Source organism: Pseudomonas sp. S07E 245 (genome assembly GCF_019599025.1).
GTDB classification, from domain to species: domain Bacteria; phylum Pseudomonadota; class Gammaproteobacteria; order Pseudomonadales; family Pseudomonadaceae; genus Aquipseudomonas; species Aquipseudomonas shirazensis.
This window is the reverse complement of record NZ_CP080625.1, coordinates 723,269-747,825: the sequence shown is the minus strand read 5'-3', so window position 1 is coordinate 747,825 and position 24,557 is coordinate 723,269. Positions and strand designations below refer to the sequence as shown.

Annotated in this window: 22 protein-coding genes; 4 read left to right on the top strand and 18 right to left on the bottom strand. The window is 61.1% G+C overall.

Going from position 1 to position 24,557, the window contains the following annotated elements; genetic code table 11:
• Positions 1–27: 27 nt before the first annotated feature.
• From odhB to sdhC, 6 genes are all read right to left on the bottom strand, one after another.
• Positions 28–1,257, bottom strand: coding sequence for a 2-oxoglutarate dehydrogenase complex dihydrolipoyllysine-residue succinyltransferase (odhB, locus tag K3F44_RS03430; RefSeq protein WP_103436750.1), 1,230 nt, complete (start codon positions 1,255–1,257; stop codon positions 28–30).
• A 42-nt stretch (positions 1,258–1,299) separates the two neighbouring features.
• A complete protein-coding gene (locus K3F44_RS03425) occupies positions 1,300–4,131 on the bottom strand; it encodes a 2-oxoglutarate dehydrogenase E1 component (protein ID WP_101318135.1) in 2,832 nt (943 codons plus the stop codon).
• A gap of 245 nt (positions 4,132–4,376) precedes the next feature.
• A complete protein-coding gene (locus tag K3F44_RS03420; protein ID WP_101318133.1) occupies positions 4,377–5,081 on the bottom strand; it encodes a succinate dehydrogenase iron-sulfur subunit in 705 nt (234 codons plus the stop codon).
• Between the two features lie 12 nt (positions 5,082–5,093).
• Entirely contained in the window at positions 5,094–6,866 is a 1,773-nt protein-coding gene (gene sdhA / locus K3F44_RS03415) for a succinate dehydrogenase flavoprotein subunit (RefSeq protein WP_101318131.1), read from the bottom strand.
• A 3-nt stretch (positions 6,867–6,869) separates the two neighbouring features.
• Positions 6,870–7,238 (bottom strand): succinate dehydrogenase, hydrophobic membrane anchor protein, encoded by a 369-nt coding sequence (sdhD, locus tag K3F44_RS03410; protein ID WP_101318128.1) that lies wholly within the window; start codon positions 7,236–7,238, stop codon positions 6,870–6,872.
• On the bottom strand, positions 7,232–7,618 hold the full coding sequence (sdhC, locus tag K3F44_RS03405; RefSeq protein WP_178080755.1) for a succinate dehydrogenase, cytochrome b556 subunit: 387 nt from the start codon (positions 7,616–7,618) through the stop codon (positions 7,232–7,234). The genes sdhD and sdhC overlap by 7 nt, the downstream gene beginning before the upstream one ends.
• A gap of 350 nt (positions 7,619–7,968) precedes the next feature.
• On the opposite strand from sdhC, the gene gltA reads away from it, so the two are divergent.
• On the top strand, positions 7,969–9,258 hold the full coding sequence (gene gltA, locus K3F44_RS03400; protein ID WP_101318124.1) for a citrate synthase: 1,290 nt from the start codon (positions 7,969–7,971) through the stop codon (positions 9,256–9,258).
• A 67-nt stretch (positions 9,259–9,325) separates the two neighbouring features.
• Here gltA and K3F44_RS03395 read toward each other — a convergent pair whose 3' ends face one another.
• The 9 genes from K3F44_RS03395 to K3F44_RS03355 form a co-directional block, all read right to left on the bottom strand.
• The gene (locus K3F44_RS03395) at positions 9,326–9,931 is read right to left on the bottom strand and encodes an START domain-containing protein (protein ID WP_101318122.1); all 606 of its coding nucleotides are present in this window, start codon (positions 9,929–9,931) and stop codon (positions 9,326–9,328) included.
• Between the two features lie 31 nt (positions 9,932–9,962).
• Positions 9,963–10,217, bottom strand: a complete 255-nt coding sequence (locus K3F44_RS03390) for a YkgJ family cysteine cluster protein (RefSeq protein ID WP_101318120.1) — start codon at positions 10,215–10,217, stop codon at positions 9,963–9,965.
• 115 nt (positions 10,218–10,332) lie between these two features.
• The gene (locus K3F44_RS03385) at positions 10,333–10,821 is read right to left on the bottom strand and encodes a hypothetical protein (RefSeq protein ID WP_150569700.1); all 489 of its coding nucleotides are present in this window, start codon (positions 10,819–10,821) and stop codon (positions 10,333–10,335) included.
• A gap of 63 nt (positions 10,822–10,884) precedes the next feature.
• Entirely contained in the window at positions 10,885–12,327 is a 1,443-nt protein-coding gene (locus tag K3F44_RS03380) for a PLP-dependent aminotransferase family protein (protein ID WP_181089744.1), read from the bottom strand.
• 192 nt (positions 12,328–12,519) lie between these two features.
• A complete protein-coding gene (locus K3F44_RS03375) occupies positions 12,520–13,329 on the bottom strand; it encodes an OmpA family protein (protein WP_220633336.1) in 810 nt (269 codons plus the stop codon).
• On the bottom strand, positions 13,326–13,679 hold the full coding sequence (locus K3F44_RS03370) for a DUF4398 domain-containing protein (protein ID WP_101318113.1): 354 nt from the start codon (positions 13,677–13,679) through the stop codon (positions 13,326–13,328). Before K3F44_RS03370 ends, K3F44_RS03375 begins: the two co-directional genes overlap by 4 nt.
• 10 nt (positions 13,680–13,689) lie before the next feature.
• Positions 13,690–14,511 (bottom strand): ABC transporter substrate-binding protein, encoded by an 822-nt coding sequence (locus tag K3F44_RS03365; protein ID WP_101318110.1) that lies wholly within the window; start codon positions 14,509–14,511, stop codon positions 13,690–13,692.
• A 72-nt stretch (positions 14,512–14,583) separates the two neighbouring features.
• Entirely contained in the window at positions 14,584–15,513 is a 930-nt protein-coding gene (locus tag K3F44_RS03360; protein WP_101318108.1) for an electron transfer flavoprotein subunit alpha/FixB family protein, read from the bottom strand.
• Positions 15,514–16,263, bottom strand: a complete 750-nt coding sequence (locus K3F44_RS03355; protein WP_101318106.1) for an electron transfer flavoprotein subunit beta/FixA family protein — start codon at positions 16,261–16,263, stop codon at positions 15,514–15,516.
• A 539-nt stretch (positions 16,264–16,802) separates the two neighbouring features.
• On the opposite strand from K3F44_RS03355, the gene K3F44_RS03350 reads away from it, so the two are divergent.
• On the top strand, positions 16,803–18,467 hold the full coding sequence (locus tag K3F44_RS03350; RefSeq protein WP_101318104.1) for an electron transfer flavoprotein-ubiquinone oxidoreductase: 1,665 nt from the start codon (positions 16,803–16,805) through the stop codon (positions 18,465–18,467).
• A gap of 208 nt (positions 18,468–18,675) precedes the next feature.
• Here the strand turns inward: K3F44_RS03350 and K3F44_RS03345 are convergent, their stop codons facing one another.
• From K3F44_RS03345 to K3F44_RS03335, 3 genes are all read right to left on the bottom strand, one after another.
• Complete coding sequence (locus K3F44_RS03345; protein ID WP_220633335.1) at positions 18,676–20,016, bottom strand: MFS transporter; 1,341 nt, start codon at positions 20,014–20,016, stop codon at positions 18,676–18,678.
• Between the two features lie 68 nt (positions 20,017–20,084).
• Positions 20,085–20,564 carry a response regulator gene (locus K3F44_RS03340; protein ID WP_101318100.1) on the bottom strand — a complete coding sequence of 160 codons (480 nt, stop codon included), beginning with the start codon at positions 20,562–20,564 and terminating at the stop codon, positions 20,085–20,087.
• 156 nt (positions 20,565–20,720) lie between these two features.
• Positions 20,721–21,197 (bottom strand): sigma-70 family RNA polymerase sigma factor, encoded by a 477-nt coding sequence (locus K3F44_RS03335; protein WP_101318098.1) that lies wholly within the window; start codon positions 21,195–21,197, stop codon positions 20,721–20,723.
• 217 nt (positions 21,198–21,414) lie between these two features.
• Here K3F44_RS03335 and K3F44_RS03330 point away from each other — a divergent pair, with 217 nt between their 5' ends.
• Both K3F44_RS03330 and K3F44_RS03325 read left to right on the top strand, forming a co-directional pair.
• Positions 21,415–22,593, top strand: a complete 1,179-nt coding sequence (locus K3F44_RS03330) for an efflux RND transporter periplasmic adaptor subunit (protein ID WP_220633334.1) — start codon at positions 21,415–21,417, stop codon at positions 22,591–22,593.
• On the top strand, positions 22,594–24,555 hold the full coding sequence (locus K3F44_RS03325) for a MacB family efflux pump subunit (RefSeq protein WP_220633333.1): 1,962 nt from the start codon (positions 22,594–22,596) through the stop codon (positions 24,553–24,555).
• Positions 24,556–24,557 lie beyond the last annotated feature (2 nt).

Below are 24,557 nucleotides of genomic sequence, written 5' to 3'. Positions count from 1 at the left end.
CGGCCGGTTGCCGCTTGCAGCTGCGTGTTAGATGTCCAGCAGCAGACGAGCCGGGTCTTCCAGCAGGTTCTTGATGGTGACCAGGAAGGTTACTGCTTCCTTGCCATCGATCAGACGGTGATCGTAGGACAGCGCCAGGTACATCATCGGGCGAATGGCAACCTGGCCATTGACCGCCATCGGACGCTGGATGATGTTGTGCATGCCCAGAATAGCCGCCTGCGGCGGGTTGACGATCGGGGTCGACATCATCGAGCCGAATGTACCACCGTTGGTGATGGTGAAGGTACCGCCGGTCATGTCTTCGATGCCCAGCTTGCCGTCACGAGCCTTCTTGCCGAAGGTGGCGATGCCGTTCTCGATTTCCGCCAGGCTCATCTGCTCGGCGTTGCGCAGTACTGGAACCACCAGGCCACGGTCGCTGGAGACGGCAACGCCGACGTCAGCAAAGCCGTGGTAGACGATGTCGGTGCCGTCGATCGAGGCGTTGACTGCCGGGTAGCGCTTGAGCGCCTCGGTAGCGGCCTTGACGAAGAACGACATGAAGCCCAGGCGTACGCCGTTGTGGGACTTCTCGAACAGGTCCTTGTACTTCGAACGCAGAGCCATGACTTCGGTCATGTCGACTTCGTTGAAGGTGGTCAGCATCGCCATGTTCGACTGGGCTTCGACCAGACGCTCGGCGATCTTGGCGCGCAGACGGGTCATCGGCACACGCTTCTCGGTACGGTCGCCAGTGGCGGTCAGTACTGGAGCGGCAGCAGCAGCGGCTGGCTTGGCAGCAGGAGCCGCGGCAGGCGCGGACTTCTTGTTGGCAACGGCAGCAACCACGTCTTCCTTGGTGATACGACCGCCTTTGCCAGTGCCGGCGACGGTAGCCAGATCGATACCGCCTTCTTCAGCCAGCTTGCGCGCGGCCGGTGCAGCGATCGGGTCGTCTTCGCCAGCGTCGGCAGCAGCGGCCGGGGCAGCGCCGCCAGCAGCAGGCGCGGCAGCAGCAGGTGCAGCGGCAGCAGCGCCGCCTTCAACGATCGAGCCCAGCAGTTCGTCGGAGAGGACGGTGTCGCCCTCGCCCTTGACGATCGGGCCGAGTACGCCGTCGGCAGTGGCGAGCACTTCCAGGACGACTTTGTCGGTTTCGATGTCAACGATCAGCTCGTCACGCTTGACGGCGTCGCCCGGCTGTTTGTGCCAGGTGGCAACGGTGCCGTCGGCAACCGATTCCGGGAAGGTTGGGGCTTTGATCTCGATAGCCATTAGCAGTGTTTCCTTAAATTCGGTTTCAGGTGCGCGAAAGCATTAAACAGTGAAGGCGTCTTGCAGCAGTTTTTCCTGCTGTTCAGCGTGCTTCGATGCGTAACCACAGGCTGGCGCGGCAGAAGCGTCGCGGCCGGCGTATTCCAGGACCAGTGCCTTGTTGTGGCGGCCCAGGATACGGCGCATGTGGTGCTGGCTGCTGTACCAGGCGCCTTGGTTCATTGGCTCTTCCTGGCACCAGACGGCGGCCTTGAGGTTGCTGTACGGCGCCAGGATTTCGACCAGGTCGTCTTCCGGGAACGGATACAGCTGCTCGATACGCACGATGGCGATATCTTCGCGGCCTTCGGCACGGCGTTTTTCCAGCAGGTCGTAGTAGACCTTGCCACTGCACAGGATCAGGCGCTCGACCTTGGCCGGATCGAGGGTATCGATTTCCGGAATCACGGTCTGGAACGAGCCTTCTGCCAGGTCTTCCAAGGTCGACACGGCCAGCTTGTGGCGCAGCAGCGACTTCGGCGTCAGGACTACCAGCGGCTTGCGCAGCGGGCGGATCACCTGGCGACGCAGCAGGTGGTAGATCTGTGCCGGGGTGGTCGGTACGCACACCTGGATGTTGTGCTCGGCGCACAGCTGCAGGTAACGCTCCAGACGCGCCGAGGAGTGCTCAGGACCCTGGCCTTCGTAGCCGTGCGGCAGCAGCATGGTCAGACCGCACAGACGGCCCCACTTGTGCTCGCCACTGGTGATGAACTGGTCGATCACCACTTGCGCACCGTTGGCGAAGTCGCCGAACTGGGCTTCCCAGATCACCAGCGCGTTTGGCTGAGTGGTCGAGTAACCGTATTCGAACGCCAGAACTGCTTCCTCGGACAGGAACGAATCGTACAGGTCGAAACGTGGCTGGCCCGGGTACAGGTTCTGCAGCGGGATATAGGTGCTGGCGTCCTTCTGGTTGTGCAACACCGCATGGCGGTGCGAGAAGGTGCCGCGGCCGATATCCTGACCGGTCATGCGGATCGGGTGACCTTCGAAGGCCAACGTGGCGTACGCCATGGTTTCGGCATAGCCCCAGTTGATCGGCAAGCCACCGGCCTGCATCTTCTGGCGATCTTCGTAGATCTTCGACACCTGACGCTGCACGACGAAGCCTTCCGGCATCTCCAGCAGTTTGGCCGACAGGTCCTGCAAGGTCTTGAGGTCGAAACGGGTGTCGTGACGCGCGGTCCAGGCATGGCCCAGGTATGGACGCCAATCAACGAACAGCTCGCGGTTCGGCTCCTTGACCAGGCTCTTGACCACATGCAGACCGTTGTCCAGTGCGTTGCGGTACTCGTCGATCTTGGCCTGAGCACGCTCGGCATCGACACGACCGGCCTGGATCAGCGACTCGGCGTAAAGCTCACGGGTGGTGCGCTGCTTGCTGATCTGCTGATACATCAGTGGCTGGGTGCCGTTAGGCTCGTCCGCTTCGTTGTGGCCGCGGCGACGGTAGCAGACCAGGTCAACCACCACGTCACGCTTGAACTGCATGCGGTAATCGATGGCCAGCTGGGTCACGAACAGCACTGCTTCCGGATCATCACCGTTGACGTGCAGGATCGGCGCCTGAATCATCTTGGCGACGTCGGTGCAGTACTCGGTGGAACGCGAGTCGAGCGGGTTGCTGATGGTGAAACCAACCTGGTTGTTGATCACGATGTGCACGGTGCCGCCGGTCTTGAAACCGCGGGTCTGCGACATCTGGAAGGTTTCCAGTACCACACCCTGGCCAGCGAACGCAGCATCACCGTGAATCGAGATCGGCAGTACCTTGTCGCCAACGCTGTCGTTGCGACGGTCCTGACGGGCGCGCACCGAACCCTCCACCACTGGCGAGACGATTTCCAGGTGGGACGGGTTGAACGCCATGGCCAGGTGAACTTCACCACCCGGGGTCATCACGTTCGACGAGAAGCCCTGGTGATATTTAACGTCACCCGAGCCCAGCTCGTTCATCTTCTTGCCTTCGAACTCGTCGAACAGCTCGCGCGGGTTCTTGCCGAAGGTATTGACCAGCACGTTCAGACGGCCACGGTGGGCCATGCCGATCACGACTTCCTTGGTGCCGTAGGAGCCCGAGCGCTGGATCATTTCGTCCAGCATCGGGATCAGGCTCTCGCCGCCTTCCAGACCGAAGCGCTTGGTACCTGGATACTTGGTACCCAGATACTTCTCGAGGCCTTCACCTGCGGTGACACGCTCAAGCAGATGCGCCTGCACATCAGCGGAAAACTCCGGACGCCCACGCACGCTTTCGAGACGCTGCTGGAACCAGCTGCGCTGCTCGGAATCGACGATATGGGTGAACTCGGCGCCGATGGTGCGACAATATGTCTTCTCCAGCGCATCGTGAATTTCGCGTAGGCTCGCTTCCTCTTTGCCGATGAACAGGTCGCCGGCACGGAAGGTCGTATCAAGATCGGCATTGGTCAAGCCGTAGTGATTGATCGACAGGTCTACGGGCGCAGGGCGCTGCCACAACCCCAACGGGTCGAGCTTGGCAGCCTGATGGCCGCGCATACGATAGGCCTGGATCAGTCGCAGAACTTCAACCTGCTTCTTCTCGTGTTCACTGCTCACGCTCCCGGCGGAAACCGGTTGAGCGCGGCGCTGGTTCTTTGCCAGCAGTACGAAATGGTCGCGGATTGTCGAGTGCGATACATCGGTAGCGGTGCTGCCGTCGGCGGGCAACTTCTGGAAGTAGGTGCGCCACTCTTCTGGCACAGCGTTAGGGTCGTGCAGGTAGAGTTCGTAGAGCTCTTCCACATATGCAGCGTTACCACCTGAAAGGTGGGCGCTTTCCCACATGCGCTGCATCACGCTTTCTTGCATGCTTGGTCACCCTCGTTCGGGGACGAATCGGCAAGTACCTCAATACGCATGAGAAAGCCCGAGAACAGCGACCAATCACGCCACCGAGGATCCTGCAGATTTTCCGGGTACCAGCCCGGAAGCCCCTGCTGGTCTCAAATCTTCATAGGTAATGGGCGTGGGCCTTATCGACCCCTGCCCGGGTTTCACCTCCGCGCGGGCTCACCACCCGCGCTTCAGTGTCTTGCACTTGCAACAGCTGTGTATCAGGTGCCGCTTTGCAGCAGCATGTTGCGTACGTGACCGATTGCCTTGGTCGGATTCAGACCTTTAGGGCAAACGTTTACGCAGTTCATGATCCCGCGGCAGCGGAATACGCTGAACGGGTCATCCAGGGACGCCAGGCGCTCCTGAGTTTTCGTGTCGCGGCTGTCGGCCAGGAAGCGATAGGCCTGCAGCAGTGCAGCTGGACCGAGGAACTTGTCCGGGTTCCACCAGAACGACGGGCAGGAAGTCGAGCAGCAAGCGCACAGGATGCACTCGTACAGACCGTCCAGCTTCTCGCGCTCTTCTGGCGATTGCAGGCGTTCGATAGCCGGAGCTGGCGAATCGTTCTGCAGGAATGGCTTCACCTTCTCGTACTGCTTGTAGAAGATGCTCATATCGACGACCAGGTCACGGATAACTGGCAGGCCCGGCAGCGGACGCACGACCAATTTGTTACCTTTTACTACGGCAGACAGCGGCGTGATGCACGCCAGACCGTTCTTGCCGTTGATGTTCATGCCGTCGGAACCACAGACACCTTCACGGCAGGAGCGACGATAGGAGAAACCTTCGTCCTGCTCCTTGATCAGTGCCAGCACGTCCAGCACCATCAGGTCCTTGCCACCGGTGTCGACTTCGAAAATCTGAGTTTTCGGCGCCGAGTCGGTGTCCGGGTTGTAGCGATATACTTCGACTTTCAACATAGCAGCCACCCCTTAGTAAGTCCGGATTTTTGGCTCAAACGCCGGTACGGTCTTCGGTGCGAAGTTGACTGCGCGCTTGGCAACCCGCTTCTCACCTGGGAAGAACAGGGTGTGGCACAGCCAGTTTTCGTCGTCACGATCTTCGAAGTCTTCACGGGCGTGAGCACCGCGCGACTCTTTACGCACTTCTGCGGCGATCGCAGTTGCTTCGGCAACTTCCAGCAGGTTCTGCAGCTCCAGCGCTTCGATCCGCGCGGTGTTGAAGGCCTGGGACTTGTCGTTGATCTTGACGTTGCCAATACGCTCGCGCAGCTGAGCCAGCTGCTCGATGCCCTTCTGCATGTATTCGCCGGTGCGGAACACGCCGAAGTAGTTCTGCATGCAGCTTTGCAGCTCGCGACGCAGGGTAGCCACGTCTTCGCCATCGGTGCGCTGATTGAGCTTGTTCAAGCGGCTCAGGGCGACTTCGATGTCGGTATCGCTGGCGTCGGTGTAGGTGATGCCGTCGGACAGCGCTTTTTCCAGGTGCAGACCAGCAGCACGACCGAACACCACCAGGTCGAGCAGCGAGTTGCCGCCCAGGCGGTTAGCGCCGTGAACCGATACGCAAGCCACTTCACCCACGGCGAACAAGCCCGGGATGATCTGGTCGACGCCGTCGGCGTCCTGGGTCATGGCCTGACCATGAATGTTGGTGGCAACGCCGCCCATCATGTAGTGGCAGGTTGGTACGACCGGCACCGGCGCGACCACTGGGTCGACGTGGGCGAAGGTCTTGGACAGCTCGCAGATACCTGGCAGACGGCTGTGCAGCACTTCTTCGCCGAGGTGGTCGAGCTTGAGCATCACGTGGTCGCCATTCGGACCACAGCCGTTACCGGCGATGATTTCCTTGACCATCGAGCGGGCCACAACGTCACGACCGGCAAGGTCCTTGGCGTTAGGCGCATAGCGCTCCATGAAACGCTCGCCGTGCTTGTTGATCAGGTAACCGCCTTCACCGCGGCAACCTTCGGTGACCAGTACACCGGCGCCGGCGATGCCGGTCGGGTGGAACTGCCACATTTCGATGTCTTGTACCGGAACGCCTGCACGCAGGGCCATGCCGATACCGTCACCGGTGTTGATCAGGGCATTGGTGGTCGACGCGTAGATACGGCCCGCACCGCCAGTCGCCAGTACAGTGGCCTTGGCCTTGATGTACAGGGTTTCGCCGGTTTCGATACAGATCGCGATCACACCAACGAATGCGCCGTCCTGGTTTTTCACCAGATCGACTGCGTAGTACTCGTTGAGGAAGGTGGTGCCGGCTTTCAGGTTGCCCTGGTACAGGGTGTGCAGCAGCGCGTGACCGGTACGGTCGGAAGCTGCGCAGGTGCGCGCCGCCTGACCGCCCTTGCCGAAGTCCTTGGACTGGCCACCGAACGGACGCTGGTAGATACGGCCAGTTTCGGTACGCGAGAACGGCAGACCCATGTGGTCCAGCTCGAACACCGCAGCCGGGCCTTCCTGACACATGTATTCGATAGCGTCCTGGTCACCAATGTAGTCCGACCCCTTGACGGTGTCGTACATGTGCCAGCGCCAATCGTCGTTCGGGTCAGCCGAGGCGATTGCACAGGTGATGCCGCCCTGGGCGGATACAGTGTGCGAACGGGTCGGGAAGACCTTGGTGATCACGGCAGTCTTGTGACCGCCCTGGGCCAGCTGCAGCGCAGCGCGCATGCCGGCACCGCCACCACCAACAATGATGGCGTCGAATGAAATCGTTGGAATCATAGCCATGAATCAGATACCCCAGAGAATCTGCACACCCCAGACGAAGTAAGCGAACATCGCAACGCCGCATACCGCCTGGAACAGGAAACGAATCGCAGTCGCCGACTTGCCCAGCGCCATTGGCGTCAGGTAGTCAGTGGCGATGGTCCACATGCCGACCCAGGCGTGAGCGCCAAGGGCCACCAGGGCCAACAGACTGAAGATTCGCATCGCATTGTTGGAGAACAGAGCGTGCCACTGGGCAAACTCGATACCCGGGTGGGCGACGAGGTAGCCGATCAGGAAGATGAAGTAAGCCGCGAGAACGACCGCAGATACGCGCTGCGCCATCCAGTCATAGAGGCCCGAACGCGAGAGGTTCGTGACGTTAGTTACCATATCCAAACTCCTGCCAGCACGATCACCACTACGGAAACAGCGATGATGATTTTCGAGCCCAGTCTTCCGCCTTCCAGTGTCTCACCGACGCCCATGTCCATGATCAAATGGCGCACACCGGCAACCAGGTGATACAGCAAGGCAGAGAGGAGACCCCACGCCACGAACTTGGCCAGCGGACTGGTCAAGCACGCCTTCACCTCGCCGAAACCTTCCTCCGAACCCAGGGATTTGCTCAATGCGTAAAGCATGATCGCCAAGCCCAGGAAGAGAATGATGCCGGAGACACGGTGCAGGAATGACGTAATACCGGTAATGGGGAGTTTGATGGTCCTTAGGTCTAGGTTTACAGGTCGTTGGCTTTTCACGGCTTTTTTCACACTGAAGAGCCCCAAGCTAACAGGGCAAAGTTGTTGGTAAGTGTACTGGTCAGGTACCCACCACCCAGAGAACGGCGACCCCCAGCAATCGGGCTTGCAAGCCCTTGGCGGTCGGCTGCCGAGTATAGACAGTTAGGCTGCTTATGACAACGTGATGGGCTAGCCCAAATAGCGCATTGCCTTTAGCGAACAAAAGGCGTAAACGGGCGCCAATTTCTTGAAAAATCAGGCCTTAGGGGGTGATTCAACCCACCTTTAGGCAAATTGACATCTGAATTTATCCCTCTATAGTGGTGCGGGCCCTGCGTGGGGGGTCTGTCTGATGATTTCAAGCATTAATAGGAGGCCACATGGCTGACAAAAAAGCGCAGTTGGTCATCGAGGGCGCAGCCCCCGTCGAGCTGCCCATTTTAACCGGCACCGTTGGTCCCGATGTAATCGACGTCCGCGGGTTGGGGGCTTCTGGTCACTTCACCTTCGACCCAGGTTTCATGGCGACTGCCTCGTGCGAGTCGAAGATCACCTACATTGACGGCGACAAGGGCATCCTGCTGCACCGCGGCTACCCGATCGAGCAGCTCGCCGAGCAATCGGACTACCTCGAAACCTGCTACCTGCTGCTCAACGGCGAACTGCCGAATGCCGAGCAGAAGGCGCAGTTCGTCAGCACCGTCAAGAACCACACCATGGTTCACGAGCAGCTGAAGTCGTTCTTCAACGGTTTCCGCCGCGACGCTCACCCGATGGCGGTGATGTGCGGTGTGGTCGGCGCCCTCTCGGCGTTCTACCACGACTCCCTGGATATCAATAACCCGCAACACCGCGAAATTTCCGCGGTGCGCCTGGTCGCAAAAATGCCGACCCTGGCCGCGATGGTTTACAAGTACTCCATGGGCCAGCCGATGATGTACCCGCGCAACGACCTGTCGTACGCGGAAAACTTCCTGCACATGATGTTCAACACCCCGTGCGAGATCAAACCGATCAGCCCGGTGCTGGCCAAGGCGATGGACCGGATCTTCATCCTCCATGCCGACCACGAGCAGAACGCTTCGACCTCCACCGTACGTCTGGCCGGTTCGTCGGGTGCCAACCCGTTCGCCTGTATCGCAGCCGGCATCGCCGCGCTGTGGGGCCCGGCACACGGCGGCGCCAACGAAGCCGTACTGACCATGCTCGATGAAATCGGCGATGTTTCCAACATCGACACTTTCATCGCCAAGGCCAAGGACAAGAACGATCCGTTCAAGCTGATGGGCTTCGGTCACCGCGTCTACAAGAACCGTGACCCGCGCGCCACCGTGATGAAGCAGACCTGCGACGAAGTCCTGCGCGAGCTGGGCATCAAGGACGACCCGCAACTGCAACTGGCCATGCGCCTTGAAGAGATCGCTCTGACCGATCCGTACTTCATCGAGCGCTCGCTGTATCCGAACGTCGACTTCTACTCGGGGATCATCCTCAAGGCGATCGGCATTCCGACCAGCATGTTCACCGTGATCTTTGCCCTGGCACGTACTGTCGGCTGGATCTCGCACTGGAAAGAAATGCTCTCCAGCCCGTACAAGATTGGCCGTCCACGCCAGCTGTACACCGGTGAGCCGCAGCGCGATATCGTCAACCTGACGGATCGCAAGTAAGCATCGCTGGTTTAATGCTGAATGCGTAAAAAAGGCTGCCCTCGGGCAGCCTTTTTGCATTTGCCGATCAGGGCTTCTCGGCGCGCTCGCGCAGCGCCTGCAGGGTATTGAACGGTGCATCCACGACGAATTTGTTGGCGAGCCAGGACGGCACGCTGCCACCTGGTTCGGTGTGCACCTGATAGGTCACCTCAGTGCTGTCACCCTTGGGCACCAGCTTCCAGAAGCCTTCGACCTTGGCCACCCGCACAAAACCCTTTTCTGCCGGCAGATAATCGGGCTTTTCTTCCAGCGTGCGCAGCAGGCTGCCGTCCGCTTGCTGAGTGGTGGTAACCAGCATCACCGAGTCGCGCGGGGTAACCAGCGGCGGCGTATTGAAGCGGCTGTAAGTCCAGGTTTGATCACCCTCATGCTTGAGCAGCTTCTGCGACTCGCACTCATGGATCCAGGCACAGGCCCCGGCGACGTCTTCCTGCAGCGCCTTGACCTTGGCCAGCGGTGCCTTGATCACCGTCACGCCGCGGTAGGCCTTGTACTGCGATCCTGCCACCTCGCTGAGCGACACGGTGATGCCGTCCTTGTCCTTGGCCACCTGCCAGTTTTCTGCCCAGGCGGCCGGAGCCAACAACACACCCATGCCACACAGCAGTGCAATACGCTTGAACGATCTCATCATGCTTATCCTTGTTGTCGAAGATACCGTGTCACGCCGCCGTCATCTGCTCCAGCCAGCCAAGAAGCCTGATTGCCTCGTCACTGTCACTGCCACACACCTCGACATCGGCCTTGAAGCCACCACACACTGCGGGGCGCTCCGGCCTGCCGAAAAGCTCACAGAGATTGCTCGGCGTCAGGTGCAGGCAGCGCTCACCGGCCGGCTTGCCATGTGGCATGCGCGGCATGGGCGAGCTGATCGAAGGGGCGATGCAGCATGCACCGCAACCCTCTCGGCATTTCATCAAGTCTAGACTCCTGGAACAAAACGGGACGAACGTCCCTGATAGTAACGACTCAAACATTCGTTTGAAATTGCTGGCCAGATGAAATCTGCCGTGACCCGGCAGTCAGTTGCAGTTACTGGCGGAATTGGAAATCGATGGCAGCGCCTTCGACTTCACGCCGGCTGTCATTGCGCAACTGCAGCTGCATCTCGTTGTTGATCAAGCGCCCGTTGAGCTGAAATGGGCTGTCATCCGCTGGCGGGTTCTCCGGGAACATCGACGGCAGCAGAGGCTTGCGCCGTTGCGACGACAAGGTGTTCACCTCCGGTTCCAGCTTGTCGACCAGGTGCGTAGGCAAGCTGAGGTCGAGCTTGGTCTTGGGTACCGGTTTGGCCACAGCCTTGCTGACTGCCTTGCGCTTGTTTCTCGCCACAGGCTTGGCCTTGGCCTTCTTGCGTACCGCAGCCTTTGCCGGGGGCGTGCTCGCCTTGCCAGCGGTGGCTTTGCTGGCCGCCTTGGCCGGGGCAGCGACGGGCGCTGTGGACGCAGCCTGCAGCGCACCGCTGGAGAAACACAGCGGAGCCAGGCAAAACAACAGGGCAAAACAGCGAAGCGCTTTCATGAACTCCATAAACACCGCTGAATGACAGGACTATGCTGGCGGTTCCGCCTGAGTCTGGCAAGACTAGAACAGTGAACTGGCCGAGTCTTTGCACAATTGATGGGCCAGCAGGCCAAGGGTGATCACGGCGCGCTCGGCTTCCTTGTTCCACGGGATACCGCAGTTGAGCCGAATACAGTGGTTGAACTGCTCGGTATTACTGAAGATCAACCCTGGCGCGATACTGATGCCCTGCTCCAGCGCGCGCACATGCAACTCCTGGGTGTTGACCCGCCCAGGCAGACTCACCCAAAGGATGAAACCGCCGGTTGGCCGGGTCATTTGCGTGCCCTCAGGGAAGTGCTGCTGCACCGCCAACTGATACGCACTGAGGTTCTTGCGGTATTCCTGGCGGATAAAGCGCAGGTGGCGGTCATAGCCGCCGTTTTCCAGGTACGCCGACACCCCCATCTGAGTCACGCTGCAAGCCGAGTGGGTGGTGAAAGTCTGCAAGCGCTGGATCTCGGCCTGATAACGGCCGGCAATCATCCAGCCCACCCGTACGCCGGGCGATAAGGTCTTGGAAAAGCTCGAGCAGTAGATCACCCGATCCAGCCGGTCGTAGGCCTTGAGTGCCTTGGTGCGGCCCTGTTCGAACATCAGCTCGCCGTAGATATCATCCTCGACGATCTGGATGTCGAAGTCCGACGCCAGCCGCAGCAGCTGCTTCTGGCGCTCTTCCGGGATGGTGCCGCCAAGCGGGTTGCTCAATCGCGCAGTCAGTACCAGCGCCTTGATCGACCACTGATTGGCCGCCAGCTGCAATGCCTCAAGGCTGATGCCGTTGGCAGGGTCGCTGGGGATCTCGATGACTTTCAGCCCAAGCAGATCAGCCAGTTGCAGCAGGCCGTAATAGGTCGGCGACTCGGCTGCGATCAGGTCGCCCGGCCGGGTCAGCACGCGCAGCGACATCTGCAGCGCATCGACACAGCCATGGGTCACGATGATCTCACGCGGGTCGACCAACACACCGGCATCACGCATGCGAATGGCTATCTGTCGACGCAGTGGCTCGAAGCCCGGGCTGAACATGTAACTGAACGCTCGCGGGCTATGAAAACGGGTGACCTTGGCCAATTGCTGGTGTAGCGCTCGTACCGGCAGATAGTCGACATGCGGCACGGCAGCGCCGAACGGGAACACGCCATCCCGACGCGCCTCGGTCAGTACCTGCTGGATGATGGTCGCGCGGGTGACCAGGCCAGGCCGCTCGACGCGGGCGATGTCCGGCGTCTGCGCAGTCAACGCTGGCGTCTGGTGCACATAGTAGCCGGACTGCGGCCGTGCGCGGATCAGCCCCTGGTCTTCCAGGTTGGCGTAGGCCTGAAGCACGGTTGCGTGGCTGACATTGAGCTGCGCGCTCATCTTGCGCACCGACGGTACTCGCTCCCCGGGCTGGTAGACACCGCGACGGATGTCCTCAGCCAGTTGCTGGGCGATGCGCTGGTACAGCAGCAGGTTGGTCATGACGGATTCTCGAAGCGCGGACGGGTCGTTGTTTTTATGCGACTCACTGACAGGCAGAATACCGGAACAGTTGCAAAGTGTACGGGGACAGATTGCAGAATAGTCGACATTACAGTTACGTGACCAGCACCCTTTCAGGGTTTATCCACGCCAGCTCACGGGGCCATGCAACGGCCCCGCGAGCAGCGTCCGTCAGCGTGGCGAGGCGAGTTTGCCCTTGTCGTCCGAGAAGACGATCTCGACTCGGCGGTTCTGCGCCCTGCCCCGCTCCGAAGCATTGACGTCGATCGGGTACTGGTCGCCGTAACCCTCGACCTGAATACGCTTCTCGTCGATACCCAGATCGACCAGCATATCGGCCACGGCCTGCGCACGATCACGCGACAGCTTGAGGTTGTCTTCCGGCGTACCAGTACTGTCGGTGTAACCCTCGATGCGGATCACACGGCGCGGATTGAGCTGGAGAAACTGCACCAGCTTGAGCACGGTGCGACTTGCCGAATTCTTCAGATCAGCCCGACCGGTGTCGAACAGCACATCGCCGAGGGTCATCACCAGGCCGCGTTCGCTCTGCTCGGAGGCCAGCGCGCTGATCTGCGCTTCGACCCACTTGCCTTGCTGCTGCACACTGGCCAGCTTGGCCTCACGTAGCGCCAATTGCAGGCGCTGACGCTCCAGATCAAGCTTGGCGATGCGCTCCTGATTCAACGACAGCTTGGCGTGCTCGGCAGCGATCTCGCTGTAGCGCTGGCTCAGATAAGCGTAGTGGCGCACATCGGCACCGGTGCCGATGTAGCTGGACAAGCGCTCGGCCTTGGCAAGCGACTCGCCGGCGCGGATCACGTCGCGTGGCGCACTGCGCAGCACGTTGGAGTCATCCTTGACCTTCTGGAACGCCGCGCTGGCGTCCTCCAGGGCCGACTCGCTGCGCTGGCTGGCACAGCCCTGCAGACCGACCAGCGCCAGCAATGCCAGCGCCGCGATTGGCGTAGTGCGATTCATGGCTGCGCCTCCAATTGCTTGCGCAAGCGCTTGACGCGCGACTGCAGCACGGTCAACTGCTCTTCGCTCTTGAGCGTCAATACCTGTGCCTCGGCCAGGCGCGCATCCAGTTCGGCCTGCTCAGCGCGCATGCGTGCATCGCGATTGTCCTGGCTGAGCAGATTGGCTTTGGCGCGAGTCAGTTTTTCGTCTGCCAGCTTCAGCGCTTCGACCTGATCGGTAGCACCGACGGCCTTGGCCTGCTCCAGCGCCTGCTCGGACAGCCGCAGTTGTTCAGTGGGCGCCGGATCATTGGCACAGCCAGCCAGGCTGGTGATGGCCAGGGCCAGCATCAAGGGTTGGATTCTCAACACGGTCTTCCTACTGTTTGGGGGCATCCTGGGGCACCAACATCTGCGCCTTCCAGCGTTCGACGTTACGTTGCAGCACCGTTTCGGATGCACCGGAGATCGGCAATTCTGTCAGTTTTTTTGCCAGTTGTCCGCGCAACCAGGCGTCATTGCAGGCCGAGTTGTGCGACACCGCCAGGTACAGCCCGGGGCGGTCCACCGGCAGGCCACGGGCGATCAGGTCATTGGCCATGCCCAGGCCCTGGACCATGGCCATGCCCGAGTAGCGCCCGGCCAGCACATAATCAACCTGACCGAGCACCAGCTTCTGGAACGCCTGAGTCAGGTTCTGCGCCGGCACCAGCTTGAGCTGCGCCTTGGCAAAGGCCTCGAAGGCCGGGGTCAGCCGCGCCCGCTCGGACAAAGTGCCCTGATAGCGAGCCAGATCAGCCGGCCCGTCGAACACCACGGCGCCGTCATGCCGGGTCCAGACCAAGTATTCATTGAGCTGCAGCGCAGGGTGGATGTAATCCAGGGCATCCAGTTGGGTTACCTGCATGGGCGTATCGAGCAACAGGTCCATACGCCCGCTGCGCACCTCTTCCAGCGCTTGATCGCGGCGGCCGGCGTGCAGCACTTCAAGCTTCAGGCCAAGCTCGGTCGCCACCTGGCGCAGCAGGTCGACGTTGGCCCCGATCAGGTGCCGCGGGTCTTGCGGGTCCTGCCATGAATAAGGCGGCGCATCCGGGCTGCCGGTGGCGACCAGGCGCTCGCACTTGCCGGCCGCCATGACCGCAGGCGACATCAGCGCGGCCAGGCAGACCAGCGCCCTGCCCGTTCTGCGAAAATTCATCCACCACTCCTTATGAAAAAAGCCCGGCCCTCATGTCGAGGGCCGGGCTTCTTTATAAGTGAAGCAGGCGGATCAGACCAGCTTTTCCAGCTCCGGAACTGCTTCGAACAGGTCCGCGACCAGGCCGTAATCAGCAACCTGGAAGATCGGCGCCTCTTCATCCTTGTTGATCGCAACGATCACTTTGGAGTCTTTCATACCGGCCAGGTGCTGGATCGCGCCGGAAATACCGACGGCGATGTACAGCTGCGGCGCGACGATCTTGCCGGTCTGACCGACCTGCATGTCGTTCGGCACAAAGCCTGCGTCTACCGCAGCGCGGGATGCACCAACGGCGGCGCCGAGCTTGTCGGCCAGGGTGTACAGGTGCTTGAAGTTGTCACCGTTACCCATGCCGCGGCCGCCGGAAACGACGATCTTGGCAGCAGTCAGCTCGGGACGGTCCGACTTGGCCAGCTCTTCGCCAACGAACGCCGACTTGCCGGCATCGTGGGCAGCGCTGACGGCTTCGACAGTGGCCGAACCACCTTCGGCAGCAACCGGATCGAAGCCGGTGGTACGCACGGTGATGACCTTGACGGCCGCGCTCGATTGCACGGTGGCAATGGCGTTACCAGCATAGATCGGGCGCTTGAAGGTGTCGGCAGACTCGACCGCGATGATCTCGGAGATCTGGTCGACGTCCAGCAGTGCAGCAACCCGTGGCAGGATGTTCTTGCCGTTGGTGGTGGCCGGAGCCAGCACGTGGCTGTAACCCTTGCCCAGCTCGGCCAGCAACGGCGCGACGTTTTCCGGCAGCAGGTGGGCATAGGCGGCGTTGTCGGCTACCAGCACCTTGGCCACGCCAGCGATCTTGGCTGCGGCTTCGGCGACAGCACCAACGTTGGCGCCGGCGACCAGTACGTGGACTTCACCACCAATCTTGGCGGCAGCAGCAACGGTATTGAGGGTGGCCGGGGCAACAGCGCCGTTCTCGTGTTCAGCGATAACCAGGATAGTCATTTAGATTACCTTCGCCTCGTTCTTCAATTTCTCGACCAGTTCAGCCACCGACTTGACCTTGATACCCGCGCTGCGTGCAGCCGGCGCTTCGACTTTTACGGTCTTCACAGTGGAGGCGGTAGAAACGCCCAGCGCGTCCGGAGTAACAGTCTCCAGTGGCTTCTTCTTGGCCTTCATGATGTTCGGCAGCGACGCATAGCGCGGCTCGTTCAGGCGCAGGTCGGTAGTGACGATCGCCGGCAGGTTCAGCGATACAGTCTGCAGGCCGCCATCGATTTCACGGGTGACATTGAGCTTGTCACCGGCCACCTCAACCTTGGAGGCGAAGGTGCCCTGGGCGTAGCCAGTCAGCGCCGCGAGCATCTGCCCGGTCTGATTGTTGTCGCTGTCGATCGCCTGTTTGCCGAGGATCACCAGTTGCGGCTGCTCCTTGTCGACCAGCGCCTTGAGCACCTTGGCCACGGCCAGCGAGTTCAGTTCATCACTGGTCTCGACCAGGATGGCACGGTCAGCGCCGAGGGCCAGCGCGGTGCGCAGTTGCTCCTGGGCAGCGGTCGGGCCGACTGCAACGGCGATGATCTCGGTCGCAATGCCCTTTTCTTTCAGGCGTACGGCTTCTTCCACCGCGATTTCGCAGAAGGGGTTCATGGACATCTTGACGTTTGCAAGGTCGACGCCGGAGTTATCCGCTTTGACGCGAACCTTGACGTTGTAGTCGACCACTCGTTTGACAGCTACAAGAACCTTCATGGATTCCTCGTTACTCTCCGGTGAAAAGAAACTCGCCTGGGGACAAAGGCCCGGCGATTGCGCGTGGGTACAAGGGCACCTCTAAAAACGAATCGGCCAGAGGATTATTCACTGTGACTGATAAGTCCTGTAGCGACTGCCGAGGTAGAACCTGCGGGTCATTTTCTGTGGTGGCGTGTAAACTCCACTACATGACGGCTTTCAGCCCGAAAACCCTGCTCTACACCTGGTCTTTAGGGGTGCTCCTGCGCCCATCGATCAGCCTACGGCGAGCGTAAAACCGCTCGTATCTTGACCGTAACACCCAGCCTGGTCAATACGGCAAATCGGCCAGCCTCCAGCCGCCTCCCTGTGATTTTACTGGTCTGCGGCAAATTCAAACAAACGTTTGTATTGGACCGTTGGAGTGGTGTAGATATAATGCGCGGCATGACCCAGCGGTGTAGTCCGTGTTCGGTAAAGCTACAGCCTAGATAGCTACCGGTGACTGCCCGTCCCCCGACAAGAAACAGCGATGAGCCTTGAGTAGGAGAGAACCAGTGGAACGCGAATACATGGAATTCGACGTGGTCATTGTCGGCGCCGGGCCGGCAGGCCTGTCCGCCGCCTGCCGTCTGAAGCAGAAGGCCGCCGAAGCCGGTAGCGAGATCAGCGTCTGCGTGGTCGAGAAAGGCTCCGAAGTCGGCGCTCACATCCTCTCTGGCGCGGTGTTCGAACCGCGCGCGCTGGACGAGCTGTTCCCTGACTGGAAAGCGCTCGGCGCCCCGCTCAACACCGCGGTCAAACGCGATGACATCTATGTCCTCAAAGATGCCGGCAGCTCGACCAAGGTGCCTGACCTGTTCGTGCCCAAGACCATGCACAACCAGGGCAACTACATCATCTCGCTGGGCAACCTGTGCCGCTGGCTGGCCCAGCAGGCGGAAAACCTCGGCGTCGAGGTTTATCCAGGTTTTGCCGCTCAGGAAGCGCTGATCGATGACAACGGCGTAGTTCGCGGCATCCTCACCGGCGACCTCGGCGTCGACCGCGAAGGCAAGCCGAAAGATGGCCTGTACACCCCAGGCATGGAACTGCGTGCCAAGTACACCCTGTTCGCCGAAGGCTGCCGCGGGCACATCGGCAAGCAGCTGATCAAACGCTTCAATCTCGACAGCGAGTCGGATGTGCAGCACTACGGCATCGGCATCAAAGAGATCTGGGAGATCGACCCGAGCAAGCACGAGCAAGGCCTGGTGGTGCATACCGCGGGCTGGCCGCTGGATGTGGTCAGCAACGAGAACACCGGTGGCTCGTTCCTCTATCACCTGGAGAACAATCAGGTGGTGGTTGGCCTTATCGTCGACCTGTCCTACTCCAACCCGTACCTGTCGCCGTTCGATGAGTTCCAGCGTCTCAAGCATCACCCGGTGATCAGCCAGTACCTTGAAGGCGGCAAGCGCATCAGCTACGGCGCCCGCGCAATCGCCAAGGGCGGCTTCAACTCGCTGCCGAAGATGGTCTTCAATGGCGGCGCACTGATTGGTTGCGACCTGGGCACACTGAACTTCGCCAAGATCAAGGGCAGCCATACGGCGATGAAGTCAGGCATGCTCGCCGCTGATGCGGTGGCTGCTGCGTTGCTGGCCGGGAGTGAAGGCGGTGATGTGCTCAATAGCTACGTCGATGGCTTCAAGGCCAGCTGGCTGCATGATGAGTTGTTTGCCAGCCGTAACTTTGGCCCGGCGATGCACAAGTTCGGGCCGCTGTTTGGTGCTGCCTTCAACTATGTCGACCAGAACTGGTTTGCCGGCAAGCTGCCGTTCACCCTGCGTGATACCAAGCCTGATTATGCGTGCCTGAAACTGGCGGCAGACTCGAAGAAGATCGATTATCCGAAGCCGGATGGCAAGTTGAGCTTTGACAAGCTGAGTTCGGTGTTTCTCTCCAGTACCAACCATGAAGAGGAGCAGCCTTGCCACTTGAAGCTGGCTGATCCGAGTGTACCGATTGCCAGTAACCTGCCGTTGTATGACGAGCCGGCGCAGCGATATTGCCCGGCTGGGGTGTATGAGGTAGTTACGCAGGAAGATGGCGCCAAGCGGTTCCAGATCAATGCGCAGAACTGTGTGCATTGCAAAACGTGTGATATCAAGGATCCGGCGCAGAATATTACCTGGGTTACGCCTGAGGGTGCGGGTGGGCCTAACTACCCTAATATGTGATTGTTTGAGGCTGGGGGCTGGGACTTGTCCATGTGATGCATGGGTAGGTCCGGCTCCTTTCGCCGTTACGGTGAGTCACTTTTTTGGCAAACGCCCGGGGGCCTCAAAAAAGTGACTACCCGTAAGGGCGAAAGGGGCCAGAACTATCTATAAATAAAATGGATAATCTCAAAAGACCCGCGATCAACCCGAAGACAGCCAAGCCTAACTAAGCAGCCCCCTCGCGACACAACGCCGCCCCTGAAGCAGAACTATCACCTGCAAACACCAACGACTCCCGCCCCTGAAAATACAGCGCAGTCACCACCCCAACCACCCCCATCACCAAACAGAACCCCACACAAACCCAAGGACTCCAAGGCATCAAGGCGATCAAAGCCAAAGGCGTAGTACTTGCCCACAATGCATATGCCACGTTATAGGTAAAGGAAATCCCGGAAACCCGAATCTGCGCCGGAAACAACCCGACCATCACCGAAGGCACCACCCCCACCACCCCACAGCAAAGCCCCGCCAGCGCATAGGCCGGCCAGATCATCCCCCACTGCCCCACTAGACTCGCATACAACGTGGCAATCCCCACCGGCAGCGCCAGGCTATAAACAAGCAACGCCCGCCACGCCCCGATGCGGTCAACCAGCAACCCCGCCAGCACGCAACCAATATTCAAGAACACGATCCCGACACTGCTCAAGGCAAAGGTATGCCCAGCACTGATAGCAAAGCGCTGCTGCATCACTGTAGGCGTAATCACCACCAACACCACCACCGCCGAAGTCAGCACACAGGTCAGCAGCGCCGCCGGCAGCAACGCCCGCCGATGCTCGCGCAACACCTGGCGCAACGGAAACGCCACCGGCTGCTCACGCCGCTCACGCAGCGCCAGAAACACCGGCGTCTCACTCAACCAACGGCGCAGCCAAACCCCAATCACGCCAAACACCCCGCCAAGCAAGAACGGATAGCGCCAGGCGTGATCAAGAATCTCCTGCGGGGTAAACAGCTGCGCCAGCAAAGTAGCCGTAAGCGCGCCGAGCAAATAACCAAAGGTCAATCCAGCCTGCAAAAAGCCCAATGCGTAGCCGCGCCGGCCATCCGGCGCATGCTCGGCAACGAAGGTCCAGGCGCTCGGCACTTCACCGCCCACTGCCGCGCCCTGCAGAATCCGCAGCGCCAATAGGATCAACGGCGCGGCGTAGCCGATGTCGGCGTAGGTCGGCATCACCCCGATCAGCAGGCACGGCAGCGCCATCATCAGGATGCTCAGGCTGAACACCCGCTTGCGGCCCAGATGGTCGGCAAAATGCGCCATCAAGATACCGCCCAACGGCCGCGCCAGGTAACCAGTCACAAAAATCCCGAAACTCTGCAACAAACGCAGCCACTCAGGCATTTCCGGCGGGAAAAACAGCTGGCTGAGGGTCAGGGCAAAGAACACGAAGATGATGAAATCGTAGATTTCCAACGCGCCGCCCAGCGCCGCCAGACCCAGGGTCCGGTGGTCAGCGCGGGTAAACCGCGGCGCAGGCGCGCTATCGATGGCTGTCATGGCAGAGTCCGCAGATCGGCAAAGGGCGAGAGAATAACAAACCCTGCAGCCATCAGGCGCATCCAGGCTTAGCGGTTGAACACGGTCTGGGCGAAGTTGCGCCGCAGTCTTGGATAGCCCGAGCCTGGGGAAAGCCCGGGCGGCAGCGGCAACTGGCCGACCACCATCGGCAGGTCGATGATTGCCATAAAGGACTCCAACGCCTCGCTGTCAGGCACTTTCGGCAGGCTGATGCTCACCGCCTTGCGCTCGGTCTGCGGCACCGCCGGCACTTTCAGGCGCTGCGAGTGATACAGCAGGGCATGCTGAATCTGCGAACTGACCCGACAGAAACGCGCCAGATCAACACCGGCGTGGCTAGCCAGCTCGATGTTGCCAATCAACAGATTGAACGGCTGCAGCGCGCTCTGCACCAGGCGCTGCAAGTCTTCGAAGTTTTCCACCGGGGCGATCCGGTAATACCCCATGGCATTAAGCATCTTCTCCAGCTGCAAACGCTGGGACGGGTGCTCGTCGGCGATGAGGATGCGCAAGGATTTATGAGGCATCGATCGAACCTGGGCAGAGGTAAGGACACACGCTCCATGACCATACTGCGCCAGTTCAGGCATGCCCGGTGACTACCAGGCGGGGTCTTTACTGATACTCGTCGCTAAAACGCGAGAAATCAAGGTGCCAGCACGGGGATTTTCACTGGCCGCCGTTCACGATTCCCACTGGCGCATGCGCACGCGGCAGTGCTTCATGGCATTGACGATGTGCTTTTCCACAAGACTGCGGGAAATACCCAGACGCTCGGCAATCTGCGGATGCGACAGACCGTCGATCTTGCGCAGCAGAAAACACTCGCGACACGGCGCGCTGAGTTCATCCAGTGCGCGCTGCATCAGCGCCAGGCGCTGGCCAAGCTGCATGCTCTGCGACGGCGCCGGGCTGTGCCAGCGCTCATCGCTGTCGAGCACATCGAGCGATTCGGTCTGGCGGATCAGGTGGCGGCGGTGGCGGTCAATCACCAGGTTGAGCGCAGTGCGATAAAGGAACGCGCGGGGATGCTCGATCTGCTGCGTATCGGTACGCTCCAGCACCCGCAGATAAGCGTCGTGAGCCACGTCTTCGGCGGCCTGGCGATTGCCCAGACGCGCGCAAAGAAAGCTCACCAACTCGCGATAATAATGTTCCACAACGGCACCTGGCGTCTCCCTGCTGGGCAATCTGCACTGCATTGACGCGGGACTGAGTGATATCAGAGTGCGATCTTACAAATTATAATTATTCTCAGCAACAAGCACGCGAGCACCTTTTCCGGCTAAATCCGGATACAGCGCTTTCGTCTATCTGGCACCTCCGTGCGCGCCCTGATTGGCAGCGTGTGGCCAACCTCACTGGCTGGAAGTTCGCATGAGTCGCTCAACCACCACCCGCCACCGTATTTTGCTCGGTGGCCTCGGCCTGCTGACGCTGGGCAGCGTACTGGCCTGGGCCAGCTTGCCCTTGGCTGGCGCGCCAGTCAGCACCGTCGCGGTTACCCGCGCCGACATCGAAAGCAGCGTCACCGCGCTGGGTACCCTGCAGCCACGCCGCTACGTCGACGTGGGGGCGCAGGCGTCGGGGCAGATCCGCAAGCTGCACGTCGAAGTCGGCGACCCGATCCGCCAGGGTCAGCTGCTGGTCGAAATCGACCCCTCGACGCAACAGGCCAGGCTCGATGCCGGGCGTTATTCGATCGACAACCTCAAGGCGCAACTGGCTGAGCAACGCGCGCAATTCCAGCTAGCCCAGCAACAACAGCAGCGCCAACGTGCACTGGCTGCCGCCGGCGCCACCCGTGCCGAAGACCTGCAAAGCGCTGACGCCCAGCTCAAGGTCACCCAGGCGCGCATCGACATGTACCAGGCGCAGATCCGCCAGGCCCAGGCCAGCTTGCGCAGTGATGAAGCCGAGCTTGGCTACACGCGTATCTTTGCCCCAATGGACGGTACGGTGGTGGCGCTGGACGCGCGCGAGGGCCAGACCCTCAACGCCCAACAGCAGACCCCGCTGATCCTGCGCATCGCCAAGCTGTCGCCGATGACCGTCTGGGCGCAGGTCTCGGAAGCCGACATCGGCAAGGTCAAGCCGGGCATGAGCGCTTACTTCACCACCCTCGCCGGCGGCAAGCGCCGCTGGACCAGCCAGGTAAGGCAGATCCTGCCGATCCCGCCCAAGCCGTTGGATCAGACCAGCCAGGGTGGCGGCAGCCCGGCCAGCGCCAGCGCCGGTACCACCGGTAGCCAGGTGGTGCAGTACACGGTACTGCTGGATGTCGACAATCCCGACGGCGCGCTGATGGCCGAGATGACCACCCAGGTGTTCTTCGTCGCCGGCCAGGCCAGCCAGGTCCTGACCGCGCCATTGGCCGCCTTCGACGAAGGCAAGGCCGAGGGCCTGCGCCTGGCGCAGGTGGTCAAGCGCGACGGCAAGATCGAGCAGCGCGAGGTCCGCACCGGCCTCAGTGATCGACTGCGCGTGCAGATCCTCGACGGCCTCGCCGAAGGCGAGCAACTGGTCATCGGCGCGCCCAGCGCCAGCGGAGGTTGAATGTCTGTGCCTCTGATCGAGCTGAACGGCATCTGCAAAGTCTACGGCGGTATCGACAGCCCTGAAGTGCAGGTATTGCGCGGGGTCAGCCTGAGCATTCATCCGGGTGAATTCGTCGCCATCGTCGGCACCTCCGGTTCCGGCAAATCGACCTTGATGAACATCCTCGGCTGCCTCGACCGGCCCTCCTCCGGCAGCTACCACTTCGCTGGCAAGAACGTTGCAGAACTGGACAGCGATGAGCTGGCCTGGCTGCGCCGCGAAGCGTTCGGTTTCGTCTTCCAGGGCTACCACCTGATCCCGTCTGGCTCAGCCCAGGAAAACGTCGAGATGCCGGCCATCTACGCCGGGACCGCGGCCGCCGAGCGCCATGCCCGCGCCGCCGCCCTCCTCGACCGGCTGGGCCTGGCCAGCCGCACCGGCAACCGTCCGCATCAGTTGTCGGGCGGCCAGCAGCAGCGAGTATCGATTGCCCGTGCCCTGATGAACGGCGGCCATATCATCCTGGCCGACGAGCCGACCGGTGCGCTGGACAGCCACAGCGGCGCCGAGGTGATGAACCTGCTCGACGAACTGGCCAGCCAGGGCCATGTGATCATCCTGATCACCCACGACCGCGAAGTCGCGGCCAGAGCAGCGCGGGTGATCGAGATTCGTGACGGGCAGATCGTCAGCGACTCGGCGGCTGGCCAGCCGCCTGCGGTCATACAAGGGCTGCAGGCCGATGACCTGCGCCAGCGTCTGGATCAGGGCGCCGTCGAGCGCGGCGCCTGGAAAGGCGAGCTGGTCGAAGCCTTGCAAGCCGCCTGGCGGGTGATGTGGATCAACCGCTTTCGCACCGCACTGACCTTGCTTGGCATCGTCATCGGCGTCGCGTCGGTGGTGGTCATGCTCGCTGTAGGCGAAGGCAGCAAGCGCCAGGTCATGGCGCAGATGGCCGCGTTTGGCTCGAACATCCTCTACCTGAGCGGGCGCCACGCCACCCTGCGCGAACCCGGCGGCATCGTCAGCCTCGATGACGTTGCTGCGGTCGCGCAACTGCCGCAAGTCGAGCGGATCATGCCAGTCATTGGCGGCGAGCTGATGGTCCGTCATGGCAACAACAATCAGCAGTTCTATGTCGGCGGCAACAATATCCAGTTCCCGCACATTCTCAACTGGCCGGTGGTGGCCGGCAGCTTCTTCACCGAGGCCGACGAGCGCTCCGGCGCCGCTGTGGCGGTGATCGGGCAGAAGGTCCGCGACAAGCTGCTCGCCCCGGGCAGCGATCCGATCGGCCAGTACCTGCTGATCGGCAACGTGCCGTTTCAGGTAATCGGCATGCTCGCGGCCAAAGGTGCCAGTTCCGGCGATCAGGACAGCGACGAGCGCATCGTGGTGCCCTATACCGCAGCGGCGATCCGCCTGTTCGGCAGCCACGACCCCGAGTACGTGATCATCGCCGCCGCCGATTCGGCCAGGGTCAGCGCCACCGAAGCAGCCATCGAGCGTTTGATGCGCCAGCGCCACCAGGGCAAGGCCGATTTCGAACTGACCAACGACGCGGCGCTGATTCAGGCCGAAGCACGCACGCAGAACAGCCTGTCGCTGATGCTCGGCGCCATCGCCGCGATTTCGCTGCTGGTCGGCGGCATCGGCGTGATGAACATCATGCTCATGACCGTGCGCGAGCGCACCCGCGAGATCGGCATCCGCATGGCCACCGGCGCCCGTCAGCGCGACATCCTCCGCCAGTTCCTAAGCGAGGCGGTGATGCTGTCGATGGTCGGCGGCGTGACCGGCATTGTCCTCGCCCTGGCGATTGGCGGCGGCCTGCTGCTGGCCGACATCGCCGTAGCCTTCGCCCTGCCGGCCATTCTTGGCGCCTTTGCCTGCGCCGTGGTGACAGGCGTGGTGTTCGGCTTCATGCCGGCGCGCAAAGCTGCCCGCCTCGATCCGGTCAAAGCCCTTACCAGCGAATAATC

What these genes read in the sequence shown, in the direction of transcription:
- K3F44_RS03420 (WP_101318133.1), bottom strand. Translation starts at nt 5,081, where the DNA reads ATGTTGAAAGTCGAAGTATATCGCTACAACCCGGACACCGACTCGGCG.
- K3F44_RS03355 (WP_101318106.1), bottom strand. Translation starts at nt 16,263, where the DNA reads ATGAAGGTTCTTGTAGCTGTCAAACGAGTGGTCGACTACAACGTCAAG.
- K3F44_RS03340 (WP_101318100.1), bottom strand. Translation starts at nt 20,564, where the DNA reads ATGCCTCATAAATCCTTGCGCATCCTCATCGCCGACGAGCACCCGTCC.
- K3F44_RS03375 (WP_220633336.1), bottom strand. Translation starts at nt 13,329, where the DNA reads ATGAATCGCACTACGCCAATCGCGGCGCTGGCATTGCTGGCGCTGGTC.
- K3F44_RS03385 (WP_150569700.1), bottom strand. Translation starts at nt 10,821, where the DNA reads ATGAAAGCGCTTCGCTGTTTTGCCCTGTTGTTTTGCCTGGCTCCGCTG.
- sdhD (WP_101318128.1), bottom strand. Translation starts at nt 7,238, where the DNA reads ATGGTAACTAACGTCACGAACCTCTCGCGTTCGGGCCTCTATGACTGG.
- K3F44_RS03390 (WP_101318120.1), bottom strand. Translation starts at nt 10,217, where the DNA reads ATGAAATGCCGAGAGGGTTGCGGTGCATGCTGCATCGCCCCTTCGATC.
- K3F44_RS03330 (WP_220633334.1), top strand. Translation starts at nt 21,415, where the DNA reads ATGAGTCGCTCAACCACCACCCGCCACCGTATTTTGCTCGGTGGCCTC.
- K3F44_RS03380 (WP_181089744.1), bottom strand. Translation starts at nt 12,327, where the DNA reads ATGACCAACCTGCTGCTGTACCAGCGCATCGCCCAGCAACTGGCTGAG.
- gltA (WP_101318124.1), top strand. Translation starts at nt 7,969, where the DNA reads ATGGCTGACAAAAAAGCGCAGTTGGTCATCGAGGGCGCAGCCCCCGTC.
- sdhA (WP_101318131.1), bottom strand. Translation starts at nt 6,866, where the DNA reads ATGGCTATGATTCCAACGATTTCATTCGACGCCATCATTGTTGGTGGT.
- odhB (WP_103436750.1), bottom strand. Translation starts at nt 1,257, where the DNA reads ATGGCTATCGAGATCAAAGCCCCAACCTTCCCGGAATCGGTTGCCGAC.
- K3F44_RS03425 (WP_101318135.1), bottom strand. Translation starts at nt 4,131, where the DNA reads ATGCAAGAAAGCGTGATGCAGCGCATGTGGGAAAGCGCCCACCTTTCA.
- K3F44_RS03365 (WP_101318110.1), bottom strand. Translation starts at nt 14,511, where the DNA reads ATGAATTTTCGCAGAACGGGCAGGGCGCTGGTCTGCCTGGCCGCGCTG.
- K3F44_RS03360 (WP_101318108.1), bottom strand. Translation starts at nt 15,513, where the DNA reads ATGACTATCCTGGTTATCGCTGAACACGAGAACGGCGCTGTTGCCCCG.
- K3F44_RS03325 (WP_220633333.1), top strand. Translation starts at nt 22,594, where the DNA reads ATGTCTGTGCCTCTGATCGAGCTGAACGGCATCTGCAAAGTCTACGGC.
- K3F44_RS03345 (WP_220633335.1), bottom strand. Translation starts at nt 20,016, where the DNA reads ATGACAGCCATCGATAGCGCGCCTGCGCCGCGGTTTACCCGCGCTGAC.
- K3F44_RS03395 (WP_101318122.1), bottom strand. Translation starts at nt 9,931, where the DNA reads ATGAGATCGTTCAAGCGTATTGCACTGCTGTGTGGCATGGGTGTGTTG.